Origin of the sequence: Arthrobacter dokdonellae, assembly GCF_003268655.1 — a bacterium.
Classification (GTDB): domain Bacteria; phylum Actinomycetota; class Actinomycetes; order Actinomycetales; family Micrococcaceae; genus Specibacter; species Specibacter dokdonellae.
On sequence record NZ_CP029642.1, the window covers coordinates 2,700,042 to 2,714,958 of the forward strand.

At 66.3% G+C, this 14,917-nt stretch carries 13 protein-coding genes; 3 read left to right on the forward strand and 10 right to left on the reverse strand.

The window, feature by feature from the left end; genetic code table 11:
• Window positions 1–44: 44 nt before the first annotated feature.
• The 8 genes from secF to pdxT all read right to left on the reverse strand — a co-directional run bounded on the left by secF (window position 45) and on the right by pdxT (window position 7,457).
• Window positions 45–1,037, reverse strand: a complete 993-nt coding sequence (gene secF / locus DMB86_RS12025) for a protein translocase subunit SecF (RefSeq protein ID WP_113718023.1) — start codon at window positions 1,035–1,037, stop codon at window positions 45–47.
• Window positions 1,037–2,806, reverse strand: a complete 1,770-nt coding sequence (gene secD / locus DMB86_RS12030; protein ID WP_113718024.1) for a protein translocase subunit SecD — start codon at window positions 2,804–2,806, stop codon at window positions 1,037–1,039. Before secD ends, secF begins: the two co-directional genes overlap by 1 nt.
• Before the next feature lie 91 nt (window positions 2,807–2,897).
• Complete coding sequence (gene yajC, locus DMB86_RS12035) at window positions 2,898–3,347, reverse strand: preprotein translocase subunit YajC (RefSeq protein ID WP_227878342.1); 450 nt, start codon at window positions 3,345–3,347, stop codon at window positions 2,898–2,900.
• 221 nt (window positions 3,348–3,568) lie between these two features.
• On the reverse strand, window positions 3,569–4,654 hold the full coding sequence (gene ruvB / locus DMB86_RS12040) for a Holliday junction branch migration DNA helicase RuvB (protein ID WP_227878748.1): 1,086 nt from the start codon (window positions 4,652–4,654) through the stop codon (window positions 3,569–3,571).
• A gap of 42 nt (window positions 4,655–4,696) precedes the next feature.
• Window positions 4,697–5,350, reverse strand: a complete 654-nt coding sequence (gene ruvA / locus DMB86_RS12045) for a Holliday junction branch migration protein RuvA (RefSeq protein ID WP_113718025.1) — start codon at window positions 5,348–5,350, stop codon at window positions 4,697–4,699.
• 59 nt (window positions 5,351–5,409) lie between these two features.
• A complete protein-coding gene (gene ruvC, locus DMB86_RS12050) occupies window positions 5,410–5,997 on the reverse strand; it encodes a crossover junction endodeoxyribonuclease RuvC (RefSeq protein WP_113718026.1) in 588 nt (195 codons plus the stop codon).
• A 3-nt stretch (window positions 5,998–6,000) separates the two neighbouring features.
• Window positions 6,001–6,756, reverse strand: a complete 756-nt coding sequence (locus DMB86_RS12055; protein ID WP_113718027.1) for a YebC/PmpR family DNA-binding transcriptional regulator — start codon at window positions 6,754–6,756, stop codon at window positions 6,001–6,003.
• A gap of 2 nt (window positions 6,757–6,758) precedes the next feature.
• Window positions 6,759–7,457, reverse strand: coding sequence for a pyridoxal 5'-phosphate synthase glutaminase subunit PdxT (pdxT, locus tag DMB86_RS12060; RefSeq protein ID WP_113719535.1), 699 nt, complete (start codon window positions 7,455–7,457; stop codon window positions 6,759–6,761).
• Window positions 7,458–7,600: 143 nt separating this feature from the next.
• Here pdxT and asnB point away from each other — a divergent pair, with 143 nt between their 5' ends.
• The 3 genes from asnB (at window position 7,601) to DMB86_RS12075 (ending at window position 13,155) form a co-directional block, all read left to right on the forward strand.
• On the forward strand, window positions 7,601–10,285 hold the full coding sequence (gene asnB, locus DMB86_RS12065; protein ID WP_113718028.1) for an asparagine synthase (glutamine-hydrolyzing): 2,685 nt from the start codon (window positions 7,601–7,603) through the stop codon (window positions 10,283–10,285).
• Window positions 10,286–10,398: 113 nt separating this feature from the next.
• Window positions 10,399–12,423 (forward strand): M3 family metallopeptidase, encoded by a 2,025-nt coding sequence (locus tag DMB86_RS12070; protein ID WP_113718029.1) that lies wholly within the window; start codon window positions 10,399–10,401, stop codon window positions 12,421–12,423.
• Between the two features lie 3 nt (window positions 12,424–12,426).
• Complete coding sequence (locus DMB86_RS12075) at window positions 12,427–13,155, forward strand: GNAT family N-acetyltransferase (RefSeq protein WP_113718030.1); 729 nt, start codon at window positions 12,427–12,429, stop codon at window positions 13,153–13,155.
• Window positions 13,156–13,257: 102 nt separating this feature from the next.
• Here DMB86_RS12075 and pdxS read toward each other — a convergent pair whose 3' ends face one another.
• The gene (gene pdxS / locus DMB86_RS12080; RefSeq protein ID WP_236783372.1) at window positions 13,258–14,106 is read right to left on the reverse strand and encodes a pyridoxal 5'-phosphate synthase lyase subunit PdxS; all 849 of its coding nucleotides are present in this window, start codon (window positions 14,104–14,106) and stop codon (window positions 13,258–13,260) included.
• Between the two features lie 159 nt (window positions 14,107–14,265).
• On the reverse strand, window positions 14,266–14,892 hold the full coding sequence (gene pgsA / locus DMB86_RS12085) for a phosphatidylinositol phosphate synthase (RefSeq protein WP_113718032.1): 627 nt from the start codon (window positions 14,890–14,892) through the stop codon (window positions 14,266–14,268).
• Window positions 14,893–14,917: the final 25 nt, after the last annotated feature.

The following is a 14,917-nucleotide window of genomic DNA, read 5'->3' on the forward strand; positions in this document are numbered from 1 at the left end:
GATGCGCCCGTCCCGGCCCGCCACGCCATGCGGTCCCGCAGGCCTTAGGCGTCCACGGTTTGCGCCGCGCGCTTGGCCTGGACCTTCTTGGCCTGCTTGACGAGCTCGGGTTCCTTCTCGCGCAGCCATGCGTACATGGGCGCCGCGACAAAGACGGTGGAGAACGTGCTGACGATGATGCCGATGAACAATGCCAGGGAAAGGTCGCGCAGCGTTCCGGCGCCCAGCAGCAGGGCGCCAATGAACAGGATGGAGCCCACGGGCAGCACGGCCACCATCATGGTGTTGATGGAGCGCACCAGGGTCTGGTTGACGGCCAGATTGACCTCTTCGCCAAAGGTCCGCCGGGTGGAGGACTTGATGTCGGCCGTGTTCTCCCTGATCTTGTCAAACACGACCACTGTGTCGTACAGCGAGTAGCTGAGGATGGTCAGGAAGCCGATGATGGCCGACGGCGTCACCTCAAACTCCGACGCCGCGTAGATTCCGGCGGTGACCACCATGACCACCAACAGGCCAATAATGGCGGCGACGGACATTCGCCAGGTCCGGAAGTACAGGGCCATCATGAGGGTGGCCAGCAGCACGAACACCACGAAGCCGATGATGGCCTGCCTGGACACGTCCTGTCCCCAGGTTGGGCCGACGAAGGTGGATGTCACTTGGTCATTGGTCACGCCATAGGCGGATGTCAGGGCTTTCTTGACCTTGCTGGTCTGATCGTCCGAGAGCCGGTCGGTCTGGACCTGCATGGTCTTGCCGGCGATGTTGGTCACCACCGCCACGGTGCCCGGCGCCCCCGCAGCCACGGCCTTTTCACCAATGGCCGGACTGGTGTTGGACACGTTGGAAATGGTGAACTGGGACCCGCCGCGGAACTCGATGCCGAAGTTGAACCCGCCGCCCAGCAGCGGGACCAGGATGGAGAACAGCACGGCAACGGCGGTGATGCTGAACCAGATCTTGCGCTTGCCGACAAACTGAAAGGTCCGCTCGCCGGTGTACAGCTCGTTGCCGAAAGTGGCGAAACTCTTCATTACTTGGCCTCCTTGGAGTCGTCACTGGGCTCGGATTTCTTGGCCCCTGCGCCCCTGCTGCCCACCATTTCCGCTTCCTTCGCGGCCAGCCGCCGTTCGGCGATGGTCTGGCGGCGTTCGGCTTCGCCTGCGGCACGGGCATTCTTGCCCTTGGCCACGGCGAGCGTGTCCTCGGGGGAACGGAACCGGCCCGCCCCACGGTAGAGCGGCACGGCGCCGAGCTGGACGGGATCCAGGCCGGAGAAATGGTGCCCCTCGCCAAAGAACCTTGTCCGTGCCAGCAGCAGCAAGGTGGGGTGGGTGAACATGAAGACCACAATGAGGTCCGCCACCGCCGTCAGCCCCAACGTGAATGCGAAGCCCTTGACGTTGCCGACGGACACAAAGTACAGCACCACCGAGGCGAGGATGTTCACTGCCTTGGAGGCCAGGATGGTGCGCTTGGCACGCATCCAGCCGTTGTCGACGGCGGCCACCAGTCCCCGGCCGTCGCGCAGTTCGTCCCTGACGCGTTCAAAGTACACGATGAAGGAGTCGGCGGTCTGGCCGATGGAGACGATGATGCCGGCCACGCCGGCCAGTGACAGCCGGTAGTTTTCGCTCCAGCCGAGCAGGATAATCGCCAGGTACGTCAGCCCGCCGGCGATGACCAGGGACAGGATGGTGACAAAGCCGAGTGCGCGGTACTGGAAGAGCGAGTAGATGACCACCAGGCCGAGGCCGATCAGTCCGGCCAGAAGTCCCATCTCCAACTGCTGCAGCCCCAGGGTGGCGGAGATCTGCTCATCGGACTGGATGGTGAAGCTGATGGGCAGCGCGCCGAACTTCAGCTGGTCCGCCAGGGTCTTTGCGCTGGCTTCGGTGAAGTTTCCGGTGATCGAGGACTGGCCGTCCGTAATGACCGCCTGGGACGCGGGAGCGGAGACCACGTTGCCGTCAAGGACGATGGCAAAGCGGGCCTGGGGATCGTTCGGGTTGGCCACGTACTTGGCGTACAGGCGCTGCGTCACTGTCTTGAACGCGTCGGCGCCCTGCGGCTTGACCAGGGTCAGGGCGACCTGCCACTGGTTGGTCGTCGCTCCTTGGGCGCCGGTCTGCAGTCCGTAGGACGCTGTCTGAATCCACTTTCCGGGAATTTCCACCGGGCCCAGGATGTACTTGAAGCCGGAGTCGGCCTCACAGGCAACCATCGGCTTCGCCGGGTCGGCGTTCGTGTCCGGCGGCGTCGTCGGTGCCACGCAGCTGGTTGCCTCGTACTTCTTCATGACAGCGGCATCGACCCAGTTGGGGTCGCTGGCGTTCGTGGGCTTCGCGGTGGGCTTGGGCAGCTTGGCTGCCGGGGTGCGCTGTGCCACCGGCACGGCACCCGCTGCGGCCTCGCTGGAGACGATGACGGGCCGGAAGTTCATGTTGGCCGACGCCGTGATGAGGGCGCGCTGTTCATCAGTGGGGGCGCCGGGCATTTGGACCACAACGTTGCGCCCGCTCTGGGTGGAGATCTGCGACTCCGACACCCCGGAACCGTCCACGCGCTGCCGGATGATGGACACGGCCTGATTCAACTGGTCGGCGGAAACGCTGCCGTTGCCCTCAACCTTGGGCTCCAGGATCATCTGGGTTCCGCCCTCAAGGTCCAAGCCAAGCTTGGGCGCCCAGGATGCGGCGCCGGAGATCACTCCAGCTCCCACAGCCACAATGCATACGATAATGAGCGCCCCAAGCCACAGAAGTGTTCTGCGCGCCATGGACGTCGGACCGGTTCGTGCCATCAAGGGATCCTTCTATTGGTCACAGGTGTAGGAACATGGCAAAACTGCCGCAGCAGGACCTCCCGCTACAGCAGCGCCAACCCCGGAATGCCTAGTTGTCTTTATTGTTTTCTTGGTTCAAGCGTGCCACGGTTTCGTCGACGGTCTCATGGGAGCGGTCCGGCGTGTCCAGGTCCCGCGTCAGCGAGGACGCGTCGTCGGGGACGGCGGTCCCGGACAGCCCGGCGTCCTCCGGCTCGGTGATCTTGGCAACGGTCTGGCTGTGCACGGTGACCACGACGCCGGGAGAAATCTCCAGCTGGATCTTGTTGTTCTCGGAGTCCACGGACTTGACATGCCCGAAGAGGCCGAAGTTGGTCATGATGTCCACGCCGGGAGCCAGCTTCGACTGCTTTTCCTGGGCCGCGGCCTTGGTCTTCCGCTGCTTGCGGATCATCATGATGATGAGCAACGCGAACAAGGCGAACAGGACGAGGTTCATGGGGTTGAATCCGCCGGCGGGGGCGGCCTGGTCGGCGGCCAAAATGCTACTGAGGGTCACTGCAAAAGTTCCATTCATAGAAATCCAGGTGGTGCCAGGGACGCAGGAGACGTGCCGGACGTCATACCAGTCTAGGGGGTATTTCTGAGTACGGGGTGAAGCGGGGCCACCAATTGCCTGCCGCCGGTCGGCAGCGGCACGTCAAGACACCCGGCAGCGGCACGTCAAGACACAAGGAAAGACGGATATTCATGCGGGCGGACCAAACCGGGGCCGCGGTCCTACGCGCCGGGATCGTCGTCGTCGAACGGCAGCATGGCGGCGGCGACGGCGTTGCCGGGCATCTTCAGGCCCAGGTGGTCCCAAGCGGCCGGCATGGCAATGCGTCCGCGCGGGGTCCGCCCCAGCAGGCCCTCCCGGACCAGGAACGGTTCGGCCACCGTTTCCACGGTCTCCGGTTCCTCGCCCACGGCAATGGCGAGGGTCGAGAGCCCCACCGGCCCCCCGTTGAACTTGTTAACCAGGGCCTCCAGCACCGAACGGTCCAGGCGGTCCAGTCCCCGGGCGTCGACTTCGTACATATCCAGGGCGGCCGAGGCGGTGCGGGCGTCAATGGTTTCAACACCGTGCACCAACGCCCAGTCGCGCACGCGCCGCAGGAGGCGGTTGGCGATGCGCGGCGTGCCGCGGGAGCGGCCGGCGATTTCAGAGAAGCCGGCACTTGTCAGTTTCAGGTCCAGCATCCCGGCGGACCGGCGCAGCACCAGCTCCAATTCCGCCACCGAGTAGAACTCGAGATGCCCGGTGAAGCCAAAGCGGTCGCGCAGCGGCCCGGGCAGCAGGCCGGCGCGCGTGGTGGCCCCCACCAGGGTAAAGGGCGGCAGTTCCAGCGGAATGGCCGTCGCGCCGGCCCCCTTGCCGACGATGATGTCCACACGGAAGTCCTCCATGGCCATGTACAGCATTTCCTCGGCGGGCCGCGACATGCGGTGGATCTCGTCCAGAAACAGCACCTCGCCGTCTGAGAGGGAGGAGAGGATGGCGGCGAGGTCGCCGGCGTGCTGGATCGCCGGTCCGGAGCTGATGCGCAGCGGTGCGTTCATTTCCGCGGCGATGATCATGGCCAGGGTGGTTTTCCCCAGGCCCGGCGGACCGGACATCAGGACGTGGTCTGCGCTGCGGCCGCGGATCCTTGAGGCCGCCAGCACCAGGGCCAACTGCTTGCGGACCCTTTCCTGGCCCACAAAGTCGTCCAGGTTTTTAGGGCGCAGTGCCGCTTCCAGCTCCCGCTCCTCAGGCTCGGCGGCAGGGGCCAGTTCACTGGGGGAGCCGGACCTCCCTGCGGGGGCTGTGGCGCCAAGGCTCATTTGGCCCGGGAGGAGCCCGCCGCCGTTCAGCTCGGCCACGGCCTAGAGCACCCGGCTCGGCTGGCGTGAACTTCCCTGGCGGGCGCCGTCCTGGCCCAGCCAGCGCAGCGTGGCACGCAGGATGGCGGGGACATTGGCACCCTCGGCGAGTTCCGGGTCGGCCGCGACGGCCGCGTCGATGCTTTTCAGCGCGTCCTTTTCATTCCAGCCCAGGCTGGTCATGGCGGCCACCACCTGGTCCTTCCATGCCAGCGGCACCTGGGCCGCCGGAGCTGCCGCGGTGGCTCCCACGCCGGTGGGCTTCAGCTTGTCCTTGAGTTCAAGCACGATGCGTCCCGCAACTTTCGGACCCACCCCGGGGACCTTGGTGAAGGCCTTCCCGTCGCCGCCTGCCACGCCCCGGCGGATGGTTTCGGGCTCCAGCACGGCCAGAATGGCCAGGGCCAGGCGCGGACCGATTCCGCTGACGCCCATGAGGATGTCAAAGACCTCACGTTCCTCCGCGTCGGCAAAGCCGTACAGCGTCATCGAGTCCTCACGGACAATCATGGAGGTGGTGAGCGTGCCCTCCTCCCCCAGTCTCAGGCCGCCGAGCGTCTTCGGCGTGGCGTGCACCAGCATGCCCACCCCGTTGACGTCAATCACGGCCTGCGCCAGTGAAAGGTGGGCCACCGGTCCGCGGACAAAACTGATCATTGCGTTGCTCCTTATAAAACTAACCTGCCACACAGCTTATCGAACACAACTACGAATACCTAGCGCCAGGCCGCGCCGGGCTTCTCCTTGTTTTTCGTCAGCTTCGCCTTGGTTTCGGCATCACGCCACAATTGTTGCGCCGTCGTCGTCCCCGGGGCCCCGGTGTCAACGGAGCTGCCGCTGCGCCAGGCGTGGGCGATGGCCAAGGCCAGGGCGTCTGCCGCGTCCGCAGGGCGGGCGGGCTCGTTCAGGCGCAGGATCCGGGTGACCATGGCCGTCACGGACGCCTTGTCCGCCCGCCCGCTGCCGGTCACCGCGGCCTTCACCTCCGACGGCGTGTGCATCGCCACCGGTATGCCGCGGCGGGCAGCGGCCACCATGACAACGCCCGACACCTGCGCCACGCCCATGACGGTGCTGAGGTTGGTCTGGGCAAAGACCCTCTCAATGGCCAGGACGTCCGGCGTGAACGCGTCCAGCCACTGGTCGATGGCATTGGCGATCACCAGCAGCCTGGCATCAAGGGACAGTTCGTGTGAACTGCCCACCACGCCCACCCCCACGAGGGTGGCCGTGCGGTTCGATGCAACGTCCACCACGCCCAGTCCGCAGCGGGTCAGGCCGGGATCCACGCCCAGGACGCGCAGGTCCTAATCCTCTCCGAGGGCGGCGAGGACGTCCTCGCTCATGTCGGCGTTGGAGTAGATGTTCTGCACGTCGTCCAGGTCCTCCAACGCGTCGTAGAGCTTCATGAACTTGCGGGCGTTGTCCACATCCAGCTCCACCTGCATGGACGGCACGAAGCCGGCGTCGTCGGTGTCATACTCGATGCCGGCGTCGGTCAGGGCCGCGCGGATGGCGGGCAGGTCCGCGGTGTCGGAGATGATCTCGAAATTTTCGCCGTCGTCCTTGACTTCCTCCGCCCCGGCGTCGAGTACGGCCATGAGGAGGTCGTCCTCGGTCAGGCCGTTCTTGGGCAGCCCCACGATCCCCTTGCGGGTGAACATGTACGCCACGGAGCCGGGATCGCCCATGGTGCCGCCGTTGCGGCCCACAGCCAGGCGGACCTCGGAGGCGGCACGGTTTTTGTTGTCGGTCAGGCACTCGATGAGGATGGCCGTGCCCTGCGGGCCGTAGCCTTCATACATGATGGTCTGGTAGTCGACGGCGTCGCCGAGCAGGCCGGCACCGCGCTTGATCGCGCGGTCGATGTTGTCGGCGGGCACCGAGGTCTTCTTGGCCTTCGTCACGGCCAGCTCAAGGGCCGGGTTGCCAACCAGGTCGGGACCGCCACCCCGTGCGGCAACTTCGATGTTTTTAATCAGCTTGGCAAACGACTTGGCACGGCGGCTGTCAATGATGGCTTTTTTGTGCTTGGTGGTCGCCCATTTGGAGTGGCCTGACATGGTTACGCTTCTCCTCTGATCATGCGAATAAAAAGTCCGTGGATGCGGCGCTCGCCCGTCACTTCCGGATGGAAGGAGGTGGCCAGCAAGTGCTGCGAACGCACGGCAACGGCACGTACCTTGGGTGCAATTCTACCGTTTTGCGCTGAAGGGTGCGCCGCTGCGGGGATTTCCACACTAGCAAGGACCTGCACGCTGGCCCCGACGCGTTCCACCCATGGGGCGCGGATGAAGACGGCGTGGACAGTCTTTTCCGGTTCGCCTGCGGGCGCCAGCGCGGTGAACTGCAGCTCCGTTTCGAAGGAATCCACCTGGCGGCCAAAAGCGTTGCGGCGCACCGTGATGTCCAGCCCGCCCAGCGTCTGCTGCGCCTTGCCGGCCAGGTCCGTGGCGGGGTCGGCAATTTCATCGGCGAGCAGGATCATCCCGGCGCAGCTGCCATAGACCGGCAGCCCTTCCCGGATGCGGTCGCGCAATGGCTCCCGCAGCCCAAAGATGCGGGTCAGCTTGTCGATCGTGGTGGACTCCCCGCCGGGGAGCACCAGTCCGTCGACGGCCGCCAGCTCGGACGGGCGCCGGACCGGCACGACACGCGCCCCGCAGGCTTCGAGGGCGCGGGCGTGTTCACGCACATCGCCCTGGAGGGCCAGGATTCCGACGAGGGGGCGCGATCCGTTGCCGGACAGGGGAATTTCAGGGATGGGTGCACTCACTTTTCCATCATAGATGGGCGCAATGTCACACGATTGCGCACCCCGCGCGCCGGGAGGCCTGGCCGGCCGTCCACCGGCAAGGAAGTAGCATGGTCCGTGGACTGACGAACAACAGATGAGGAACGTTCAGCATGTGCGGAATCGCCGGGTACTACGGTTATGGGGAAGACGAAACTCTCCTGCAGGCAATGAACACGTGCATGGTGCACCGCGGGCCGGACGGGGAGGGCATCCATGCCGATGGCAACGTAGGTCTCGCGCACCGGCGGCTCTCCATCATCGACGTGGCGCATGGGCAGGAGCCGATGTACAGCGCCGACGGTGAGACCGTCCTTGTCTACAACGGCGAGGTCTACAACTACCTCGACCTGCGTGCCGAGCTCGAGGGCCTGGGACGCACCTTTTCCACGAAGTCCGACACCGAAGTGGTGCTCCAGTCCTACGAGGAGTGGGGCGACGCGGCCTTTGACAGGTTCAACGGCATGTTCGGCCTGGCCATCCACGACCGCAGAAACAGCCGCCTGGTGCTGGCGCGCGACCATTTCGGCATCAAGCCGCTGTATTACGCCACGGCGGGCACCGCCGAGGCCCCCACCCTGCTGTTCGCCTCCGAGATCAAGCCGCTGCTGGCCGCCGGCAAGCTGGACAAGGAAGTCAACGAGCGGATCCTGTTCCGTTACCTGCAATTCCGCATCCACGACGAGGAAGCCGAGACGTTCTTTGCCGGCGTACACAAGCTGATGCCGGGCGAAAAGCTGGTCCTGAACACCACGGCCACGGAAACCGGCCCGGCCGGCACCATCACCATCAGCCCCTACACGCGGCTGAAGGAAGAGCTGGCCGAGCTGGCCAAGATCGAGACCCCCTATTCTCAGGCGGTGATCGACGAATACCGCGAACGCTTCACGGAGGGCGTGCGCCTGCGCCTGCAGTCCGAAGTCCCCGTGGGCACGGCCCTCTCCGGCGGGCTGGACTCCTCCGCCGTCGTGGCCACCATCAACAAGCTCATGCAGGAAAAGGCCGCCGCCACGGATTCCCTGGGGGCCACGCAGCAGACCTTCTCCGCCGTGTTCCCCAACTCCCTCAATGACGAGGAAAAGTACGCCGACGCCGTGTTGGCCCGCTGTGAAGGCAACGTCACCAGCCACAAGATCCACCCCCAGGCCTCCGAGTTTGTCGAGGACCTGGAGGACTTTGTGCGCACCATGGAGGAGCCCATCATCTCCTCCGGCCCCTACGCCCAGTACCAGGTGATGCGCGAGGCCTCCAAGCACGTGACCGTCCTGCTCGACGGCCAGGGCGCCGATGAGATGATGGCCGGCTACATCCCGTACTACTTCGCCTACCTGCGCCAGCTGAAGAAGAGCGGTCAGAACGGCAAGCTCGCCAAGGAACTTGCCTCCAGCTCGGACATCCTGTTCCGGCTGGCCCGCTTCCGCATCCAGGGCGCCCTGGCGTTCAAGAAGGCAAGCGGCATCACCCCCCTGCTGAACAAGAAGTTCACGGCCAAGTACAAGTCCGAGACCTTCTCCAACATCCCGGACAACCTCAAGCTGCGCCTCATCGACGATCTGTTCCACAAGTCGCTGCCGGCCGTCCTGCGGTACGAGGACAAGAACACGATGCGCTTCTCCCTGGAGGGCCGCGTGCCGTTCCTGGACAAGGAAGTCGTGAAGTTCCTGTTCAGCCTCGACGATGAATCCATCATCAAGGGCGGCTGGAACAAGCGCATCCTGCGCGATGCCACCCGCGGACTGCTGCCGGAGATGATCAGCAACCGCCGCAACAAGATCGGCTTCACCACCCCCGAAGCCGAGTGGTTCTCGCTGATGAAGGAAAAGATTTACGAAATCTTCCTGTCCTCCTCCTTCGGTTCGCGCCCGTATTGGGACCAGGACGCCGTCATCTATGCCTTTGAGGAATACCTCAGCGGCAAGTCCGCCGGCTCCACCATGGTGTTCTGGCGCCTGATCAACACCGAGCTGTGGCTGCGCGAGTTCTTTGACGTCGAGGAAGTCAAGGCCGGCATCGAGGGCAAGAGCGACTACATCCCCAACGCCGACAAGCAGCTGGACATCACCGTGCCCGACGGCGCCGGGACCTTCCGCCGCTACCCGCTGCGCACCGAGGTCTTCTACAAGGACACCGACTTCGACCCCACCGTCATGCGGTACGTCAGGCGCTTCTTCGACGGCCTGCCCGCCGCCGGGGGCGACCACGGCGCCGTGACGGCGGACACCCCCTGGTACCTGTTCGTCTCCGAAAAGATCGTGGCCATGACCCAGGGCCGGTCCATCCCGGTCTGGGACATCAAGGTCTCCGGCGCCGCACGGGTCTTCAGCAAGTTCGTCACCCGCAATCCCGGCGGGATCGGCCTGGCCAGTCCCTGGTCCATGCAGCTGGCCATTGACGAGGTGGGCCTGCCGCGGATCATGTACGCCTCCGCCCGCTCGGTGATCGGCAAGCTGCAGGGCAAGTCCGGCGTGTTCTACGACGTGGTGGGCCACAACATCAACGCCATTGACGGCGCCGCCGGCTACCAGGTGGGCACGTCCACCCACTCCGTCAAATACGCGCCTCTGGACCCCGACGGCGTCGCGGCCCGTCTGAGCGCCCTGGTCCGCCAATCGGTGCCGGCCGAATACGCCGCCACGTTTGCCGGCACGGCGATCATGGACGCCAATGACCTGGGCGTGGTGGCCCTGGGGCACGACACCGCGCTCACCAAGGCCGTGCTGCAGGACATCTTCCGGGACAACCCGCAGGGCCAGACCACGGAAACCACGCCGATGTCCCTGGTGTTCACCCGGAAGTAGGCAGCGCCCCGCGCAGACGCAGTGGACCCCGCCGGGGCGGGCACAACCCAAGGACGACGCCGAAACGTACGTTTCGCCGTCGTCCTTGGGTCAAAACGTGAAAGAGTCGGACCATGACTTTGGAATTTTCCAGGAATCCGTTTCTGGCGCCCAGCACGCTGCCGTACCAGCTGCCCGACTTCGCCTCCGTCCGCGACGCCGACTACCTGCCGGCGTTTGAGGCGGGCCTTGCCCAGCAGCTCGCGGAGGTCGCGGCGATCGCCGCGAACCCGGAACCGGCGTCGTTCGCTAACACCGTGGCGGCCATGGAGCGCAGCGGCGCCGTGCTCACGCGCGTGGCCAACGTGTTCTTCAACATTGCCGGCTCCGACGGAACGCCGGCCGTCCAGGAGATCGAACAGCTGATCGCCCCGCGCCTGGCCGGGCACGCCGACACGATCCTGCTCAACGGGGCCCTCCACCGGCGCTTCCTCGACGTGCCCACGGATGGGCTGGACGCGGAGTCGGCACGGCTGGTGGACGAATACCGCAAGGCCTTCACCCGCGCGGGCGTCGGGCTGGACGCAGCCGGGCAAGAGCGGCTGCGCGTCGTTAACGGGGAGCTCTCCTCCCTCAGCACGCAGTTTGCCCAACGGGTCACGCAGGCGGGCAACGACGCCGCCGTGCATGTCCAGGACGCGGCGGAGCTCGACGGGCTCAGCGCCGACGACCTTGCCACCGCGGCGGCCGCGGCGCGCGCCGCCGGGCACGGCTCCGGCTACCTGCTGACCTTGATCCTGCCCACCGCCCAGCCGGCGCTGGAGGTGCTGACCAACCGGGAGACACGCCGCAGGCTGCACCTGGCCTCCGTAGGCCGGGGCAGTGGCGCGGACGGCTCCAACGTGCTGGGGCTGGCGGCCGCCATGGCCGCGCTCCGCGCAGAAAGGGCGGCCCTGCTCGGCCATGCCTGCGAGGCGGAGCGTTCCATCGAACCGCAGACGGCCCCGTCGCTCGAGGCGGTGCACGCCATGCTCTCCCCCATCACTGCCGCGGCAGTGCGCAACGCACGGGCCGAGGCGGAGAAGCTTGCCGCGACGGCCGGACACGCCATCGAGGCGTGGGACTGGGCGTTCTACTCCGAGCAGGTCCGCCGGGACGACTACGGCGTGGATCTCGCCGCCCTGCGCCCCTGGTTTGGGCTGGACTCGGTGTTGGAAAACGGAGTGTTTTACGCCGCCTCCAAGCTGTACGGGCTGTCCTTCACCGAGCGGACCGACCTGGCCGGGTACCACCCCGACGTGCGCGTCTGGGAAGTGTTCAACGAGGACGGTTCCGCCCTGGGACTGTTCCTGGGCGACTACTACGCGCGCGAGACCAAGCGCGGCGGGGCCTGGATGAACTCCTTCGTGGAGCAGTCGGCCCTCGACGGGACACGCGCCGTCGTCGTCAACAACCTCAACATCGCCAAACCTCCGGAGGGCGAGCCCACGCTGCTGAGCTACGACGAGGTGGTGACCTGCTTCCACGAGTTCGGCCATGCCCTGCACGGGCTGTTTTCCGACGTCGGCTACCCGAAGTTCTCGGGCACGAACGTGCCGCGCGACTTTGTCGAGTACCCCTCCCAGGTCAACGAGATGTGGATCCTGTGGCCTGAGGTGCTGGCCAACTATGCCCGGCACCACAAGACCGGGGAGCCGCTGCCGGACGGCACGGCGGAGCGGCTGCGGGCCGCCTCACTGTGGGGGCAGGGCTTCGCCACCACCGAGTATCTGGGCGCCGCCCTGCTGGACCTGGCCTGGCACGAGCTGCCCGCCGGGACCACGGTGGAGGATCCGCTGGCGTTCGAGGCCGCGGCGCTGGCCGCGGCCGGCGTGGACCTGCCTGCCGTTCCGCCGCGCTACCGGACCGGCTATTTCAACCACATCTTTGCCGGCGGTTACGCGGCCGGCTACTACTCGTACATTTGGAGCGAGGTGCTCGACGCCGACACCGTTGCCTGGTTCAAGGCGAACGGCGGGCTCTCGCGTGCCAACGGCGAACACTTCCGGTCAACGCTGCTGTGCCGCGGCTTCTCGGTAGTTCCACTGCAGGCCTTCCGCGACTTTGCCGGCCGGGACGCCGACACCGAGCCGCTGCTGGCTCGCAGGGGCCTGGCCTAGACCGTGGTGACCCTCGCAGACTGCGAACGCACCCAGCACGCCTGGTTCAAGGCCCAGGCCGCGGCCACCGGCGGGCGCGCCTTCGGCACGTACGGCATGGACTGGGTGTGGCTGCCCGAATCGCGGGAGATGCTGTGCATGTTCCCCACCGAGATCACCGACGCCGGGCTCCTGCCCGCCATGGCCGAGGCGGAGCGCCGCGGAGCCGCCGCGGTGGGCGTCTGGCTGAACGCCGCGGTCAATAGCACCGAGCTGGAACGGCACCGCTTCGAGCGCGGTTGGCAGCCGTGGTGGATGACGGCGCCGCTCGGTCCCGGACCGGTTGGCACGGATGCTGGTGGCTTGCAAGAGGTCGGCCCGGGCGCACGGGAGCGGGACGACCGGGTGCGCATCGACACGCCCACGGACGGGGTCTGCAGCCTCGATCCCCCGCAGGCATGGCTGGCCACGGCGCGCAACGGCGAAGAATGGGCCGGACAGTCGTACCTTTTCATGCCTCCCGAACAGGGCGCCAAGCACCTGGCCGGCATCTTTGACATGTATGTGGCCCCCGAACACCGCCGTGACGGGCTGGGCACTGCCCTCCTGGACTGCCTGGCGGAAACTGCGTCCGACGCCGGGGCGGAGCACCTGCTGCTCAACGCCACCCCCGAGGGGCTTCAGCTTTACAGGGGCCGCGGCTTCCAGCTCATCGGCAAGGGCCGCACCTGGTGGCACCACCTGCCCCAATAGCGGACCCGCAGCCAACGGCAACAAGCCCGCCAAGACCGTGAGGTCCCGACGGACTCGTCGTCGTTATGACAGGGGCGGCGGAACCCGTCCGCCTCCCCGGCGCTACCAGCCGCGCTCGGCGAGGCGGTGCGGCTCGGGGATGTCGGCGACGTTGATGCCCACCATGGCCTCGCCCAGGCCGCGGGAGACGTCCGCGATGACCTTGGGGTCGTCGTAGAACGTGGTGGCCTTCACGACGGCGGCGGCGCGCTGGGCCGGGTTGCCGGACTTGAAGATGCCGGAGCCGACGAACACGCCGTCCGCGCCGAGCTGCATCATCATGGCGGCGTCGGCCGGGGTGGCGATGCCGCCGGCGGTGAACATCACCACGGGCAGCTTGCCGGTCGCGGCAACTTCCTTGACGAGCTCGTACGGTGCCTGCAGTTCCTTCGCGGCCACGTACAGCTCGTCTTCGGGCAGGGCCGCCAACTGGGCGATCTGCGTGCGGATCTTGCGCATGTGGCCCGTGGCGTTGGAGACGTCCCCGGTGCCGGCCTCGCCCTTGGAACGGATCATGGCCGCACCTTCGTTGATGCGTCGCAGCGCCTCGCCGAGGTTGGTGGCGCCGCAGACGAAGGGAACCTTGAAGTTCCATTTGTCGATGTGGTGCTCGTAGTCGGCCGGGGTGAGGACCTCGGACTCGTCCACGTAATCCACGCCCAAGGATTCCAGCACCTGCGCCTCGACGAAGTGTCCGATGCGGGCCTTGGCCATGACCGGAATGGAGACCGCGGCAATGATGGCGTCGATCATGTCCGGGTCGCTGGCTCGCGAGACGCCGCCCTGCGCGCGGATGTCCGCGGGGACGCGCTCCAGCGCCATGACGGCAACGGCGCCGGCATCCTCGGCAATCTTGGCTTGCTCGACATTGACCACGTCCATGATGACGCCGCCCTTGAGCATCTCGGCCATGCCCCGCTTGACGCGGCTGCTGCCCGTTACCGCTGATACATCGCTTGTAGACACAAAAACCCCTCTGGGAAGGAACGAAAAAATTGTTTTGCCCGAACGTGGCATGCCACACGGGTACGCCCATTCTATTCCCGCCCGGCGCCCGGGTTGAAACCGCTGTTACCGTTCGGCGGGCAGATTGCCGTCCAGGGCCTGGCGGCGTACAGTGGCCACGCGCTGGACGATCGTCACCAGGCTCGCAAGGGCCAGCAGGACCAGCACGACGGCGAGCACTGCTTCCGGGATGCCCAGGCCCACGAGCCCGGTCGCCACAAGCACTACCACCAGCCGGTCGGAACGCTCGGCGATGCCCACGTTGGCGGTCATGCCCAGTCCCTCGGCCCGGGCCTTCGCGTAGGAGACGATGGAGCCAAGGACCAGGCAGGCCAAGGCCATGGCTGCGATGAAGGAGTTGTGGCCGCCGGTGTAAAACCAGATGACGATCCCGGCGAAGACCGCCCCGTCCCCCACCCTGTCAAGGGTGGAGTCCAGGAAGGCACCCCACCGGCCCGAACGGTCGAGCATGCGTGCCATGAGGCCGTCGACGATGTCGGAAAAGACAAAGACCGTGATGACCACGGTGCCCCAGAACAGCTGACCCATGGGGTAGCCGACCAGGGCCCCGGCGGCAACGCCCAGCGTGCCCACGATCGTGACGGCGTCCGGCGACACCTTCAGGCGCACCAGCAGCGCCGCAACGGGCGTGAAGATGGCTGCGAAGAGCGCGCGGGCGTATTTGTTCAGCATTGATCGTTCCTCGTGATGGTTGGTG

Excerpts from the sequence above, each read along its gene's own strand:
- secF (WP_113718023.1), bottom strand. The coding sequence starts at position 1,037 with ATGAAGAGTTTCGCCACTTTCGGCAACGAGCTGTACACCGGCGAGCGG.
- secD (WP_113718024.1), bottom strand. The coding sequence starts at position 2,806 with ATGGCACGAACCGGTCCGACGTCCATGGCGCGCAGAACACTTCTGTGG.
- ruvB (WP_227878748.1), bottom strand. The coding sequence starts at position 4,654 with ATGAGCCTTGGCGCCACAGCCCCCGCAGGGAGGTCCGGCTCCCCCAGT.
- ruvA (WP_113718025.1), bottom strand. The coding sequence starts at position 5,350 with ATGATCAGTTTTGTCCGCGGACCGGTGGCCCACCTTTCACTGGCGCAG.
- DMB86_RS12055 (WP_113718027.1), bottom strand. The coding sequence starts at position 6,756 with ATGTCAGGCCACTCCAAATGGGCGACCACCAAGCACAAAAAAGCCATC.
- asnB (WP_113718028.1), top strand. The coding sequence starts at position 7,601 with ATGTGCGGAATCGCCGGGTACTACGGTTATGGGGAAGACGAAACTCTC.
- DMB86_RS12070 (WP_113718029.1), top strand. The coding sequence starts at position 10,399 with ATGACTTTGGAATTTTCCAGGAATCCGTTTCTGGCGCCCAGCACGCTG.
- pdxS (WP_236783372.1), bottom strand. The coding sequence starts at position 14,106 with ATGGCCGAGATGCTCAAGGGCGGCGTCATCATGGACGTGGTCAATGTC.
- pgsA (WP_113718032.1), bottom strand. The coding sequence starts at position 14,892 with ATGCTGAACAAATACGCCCGCGCGCTCTTCGCAGCCATCTTCACGCCC.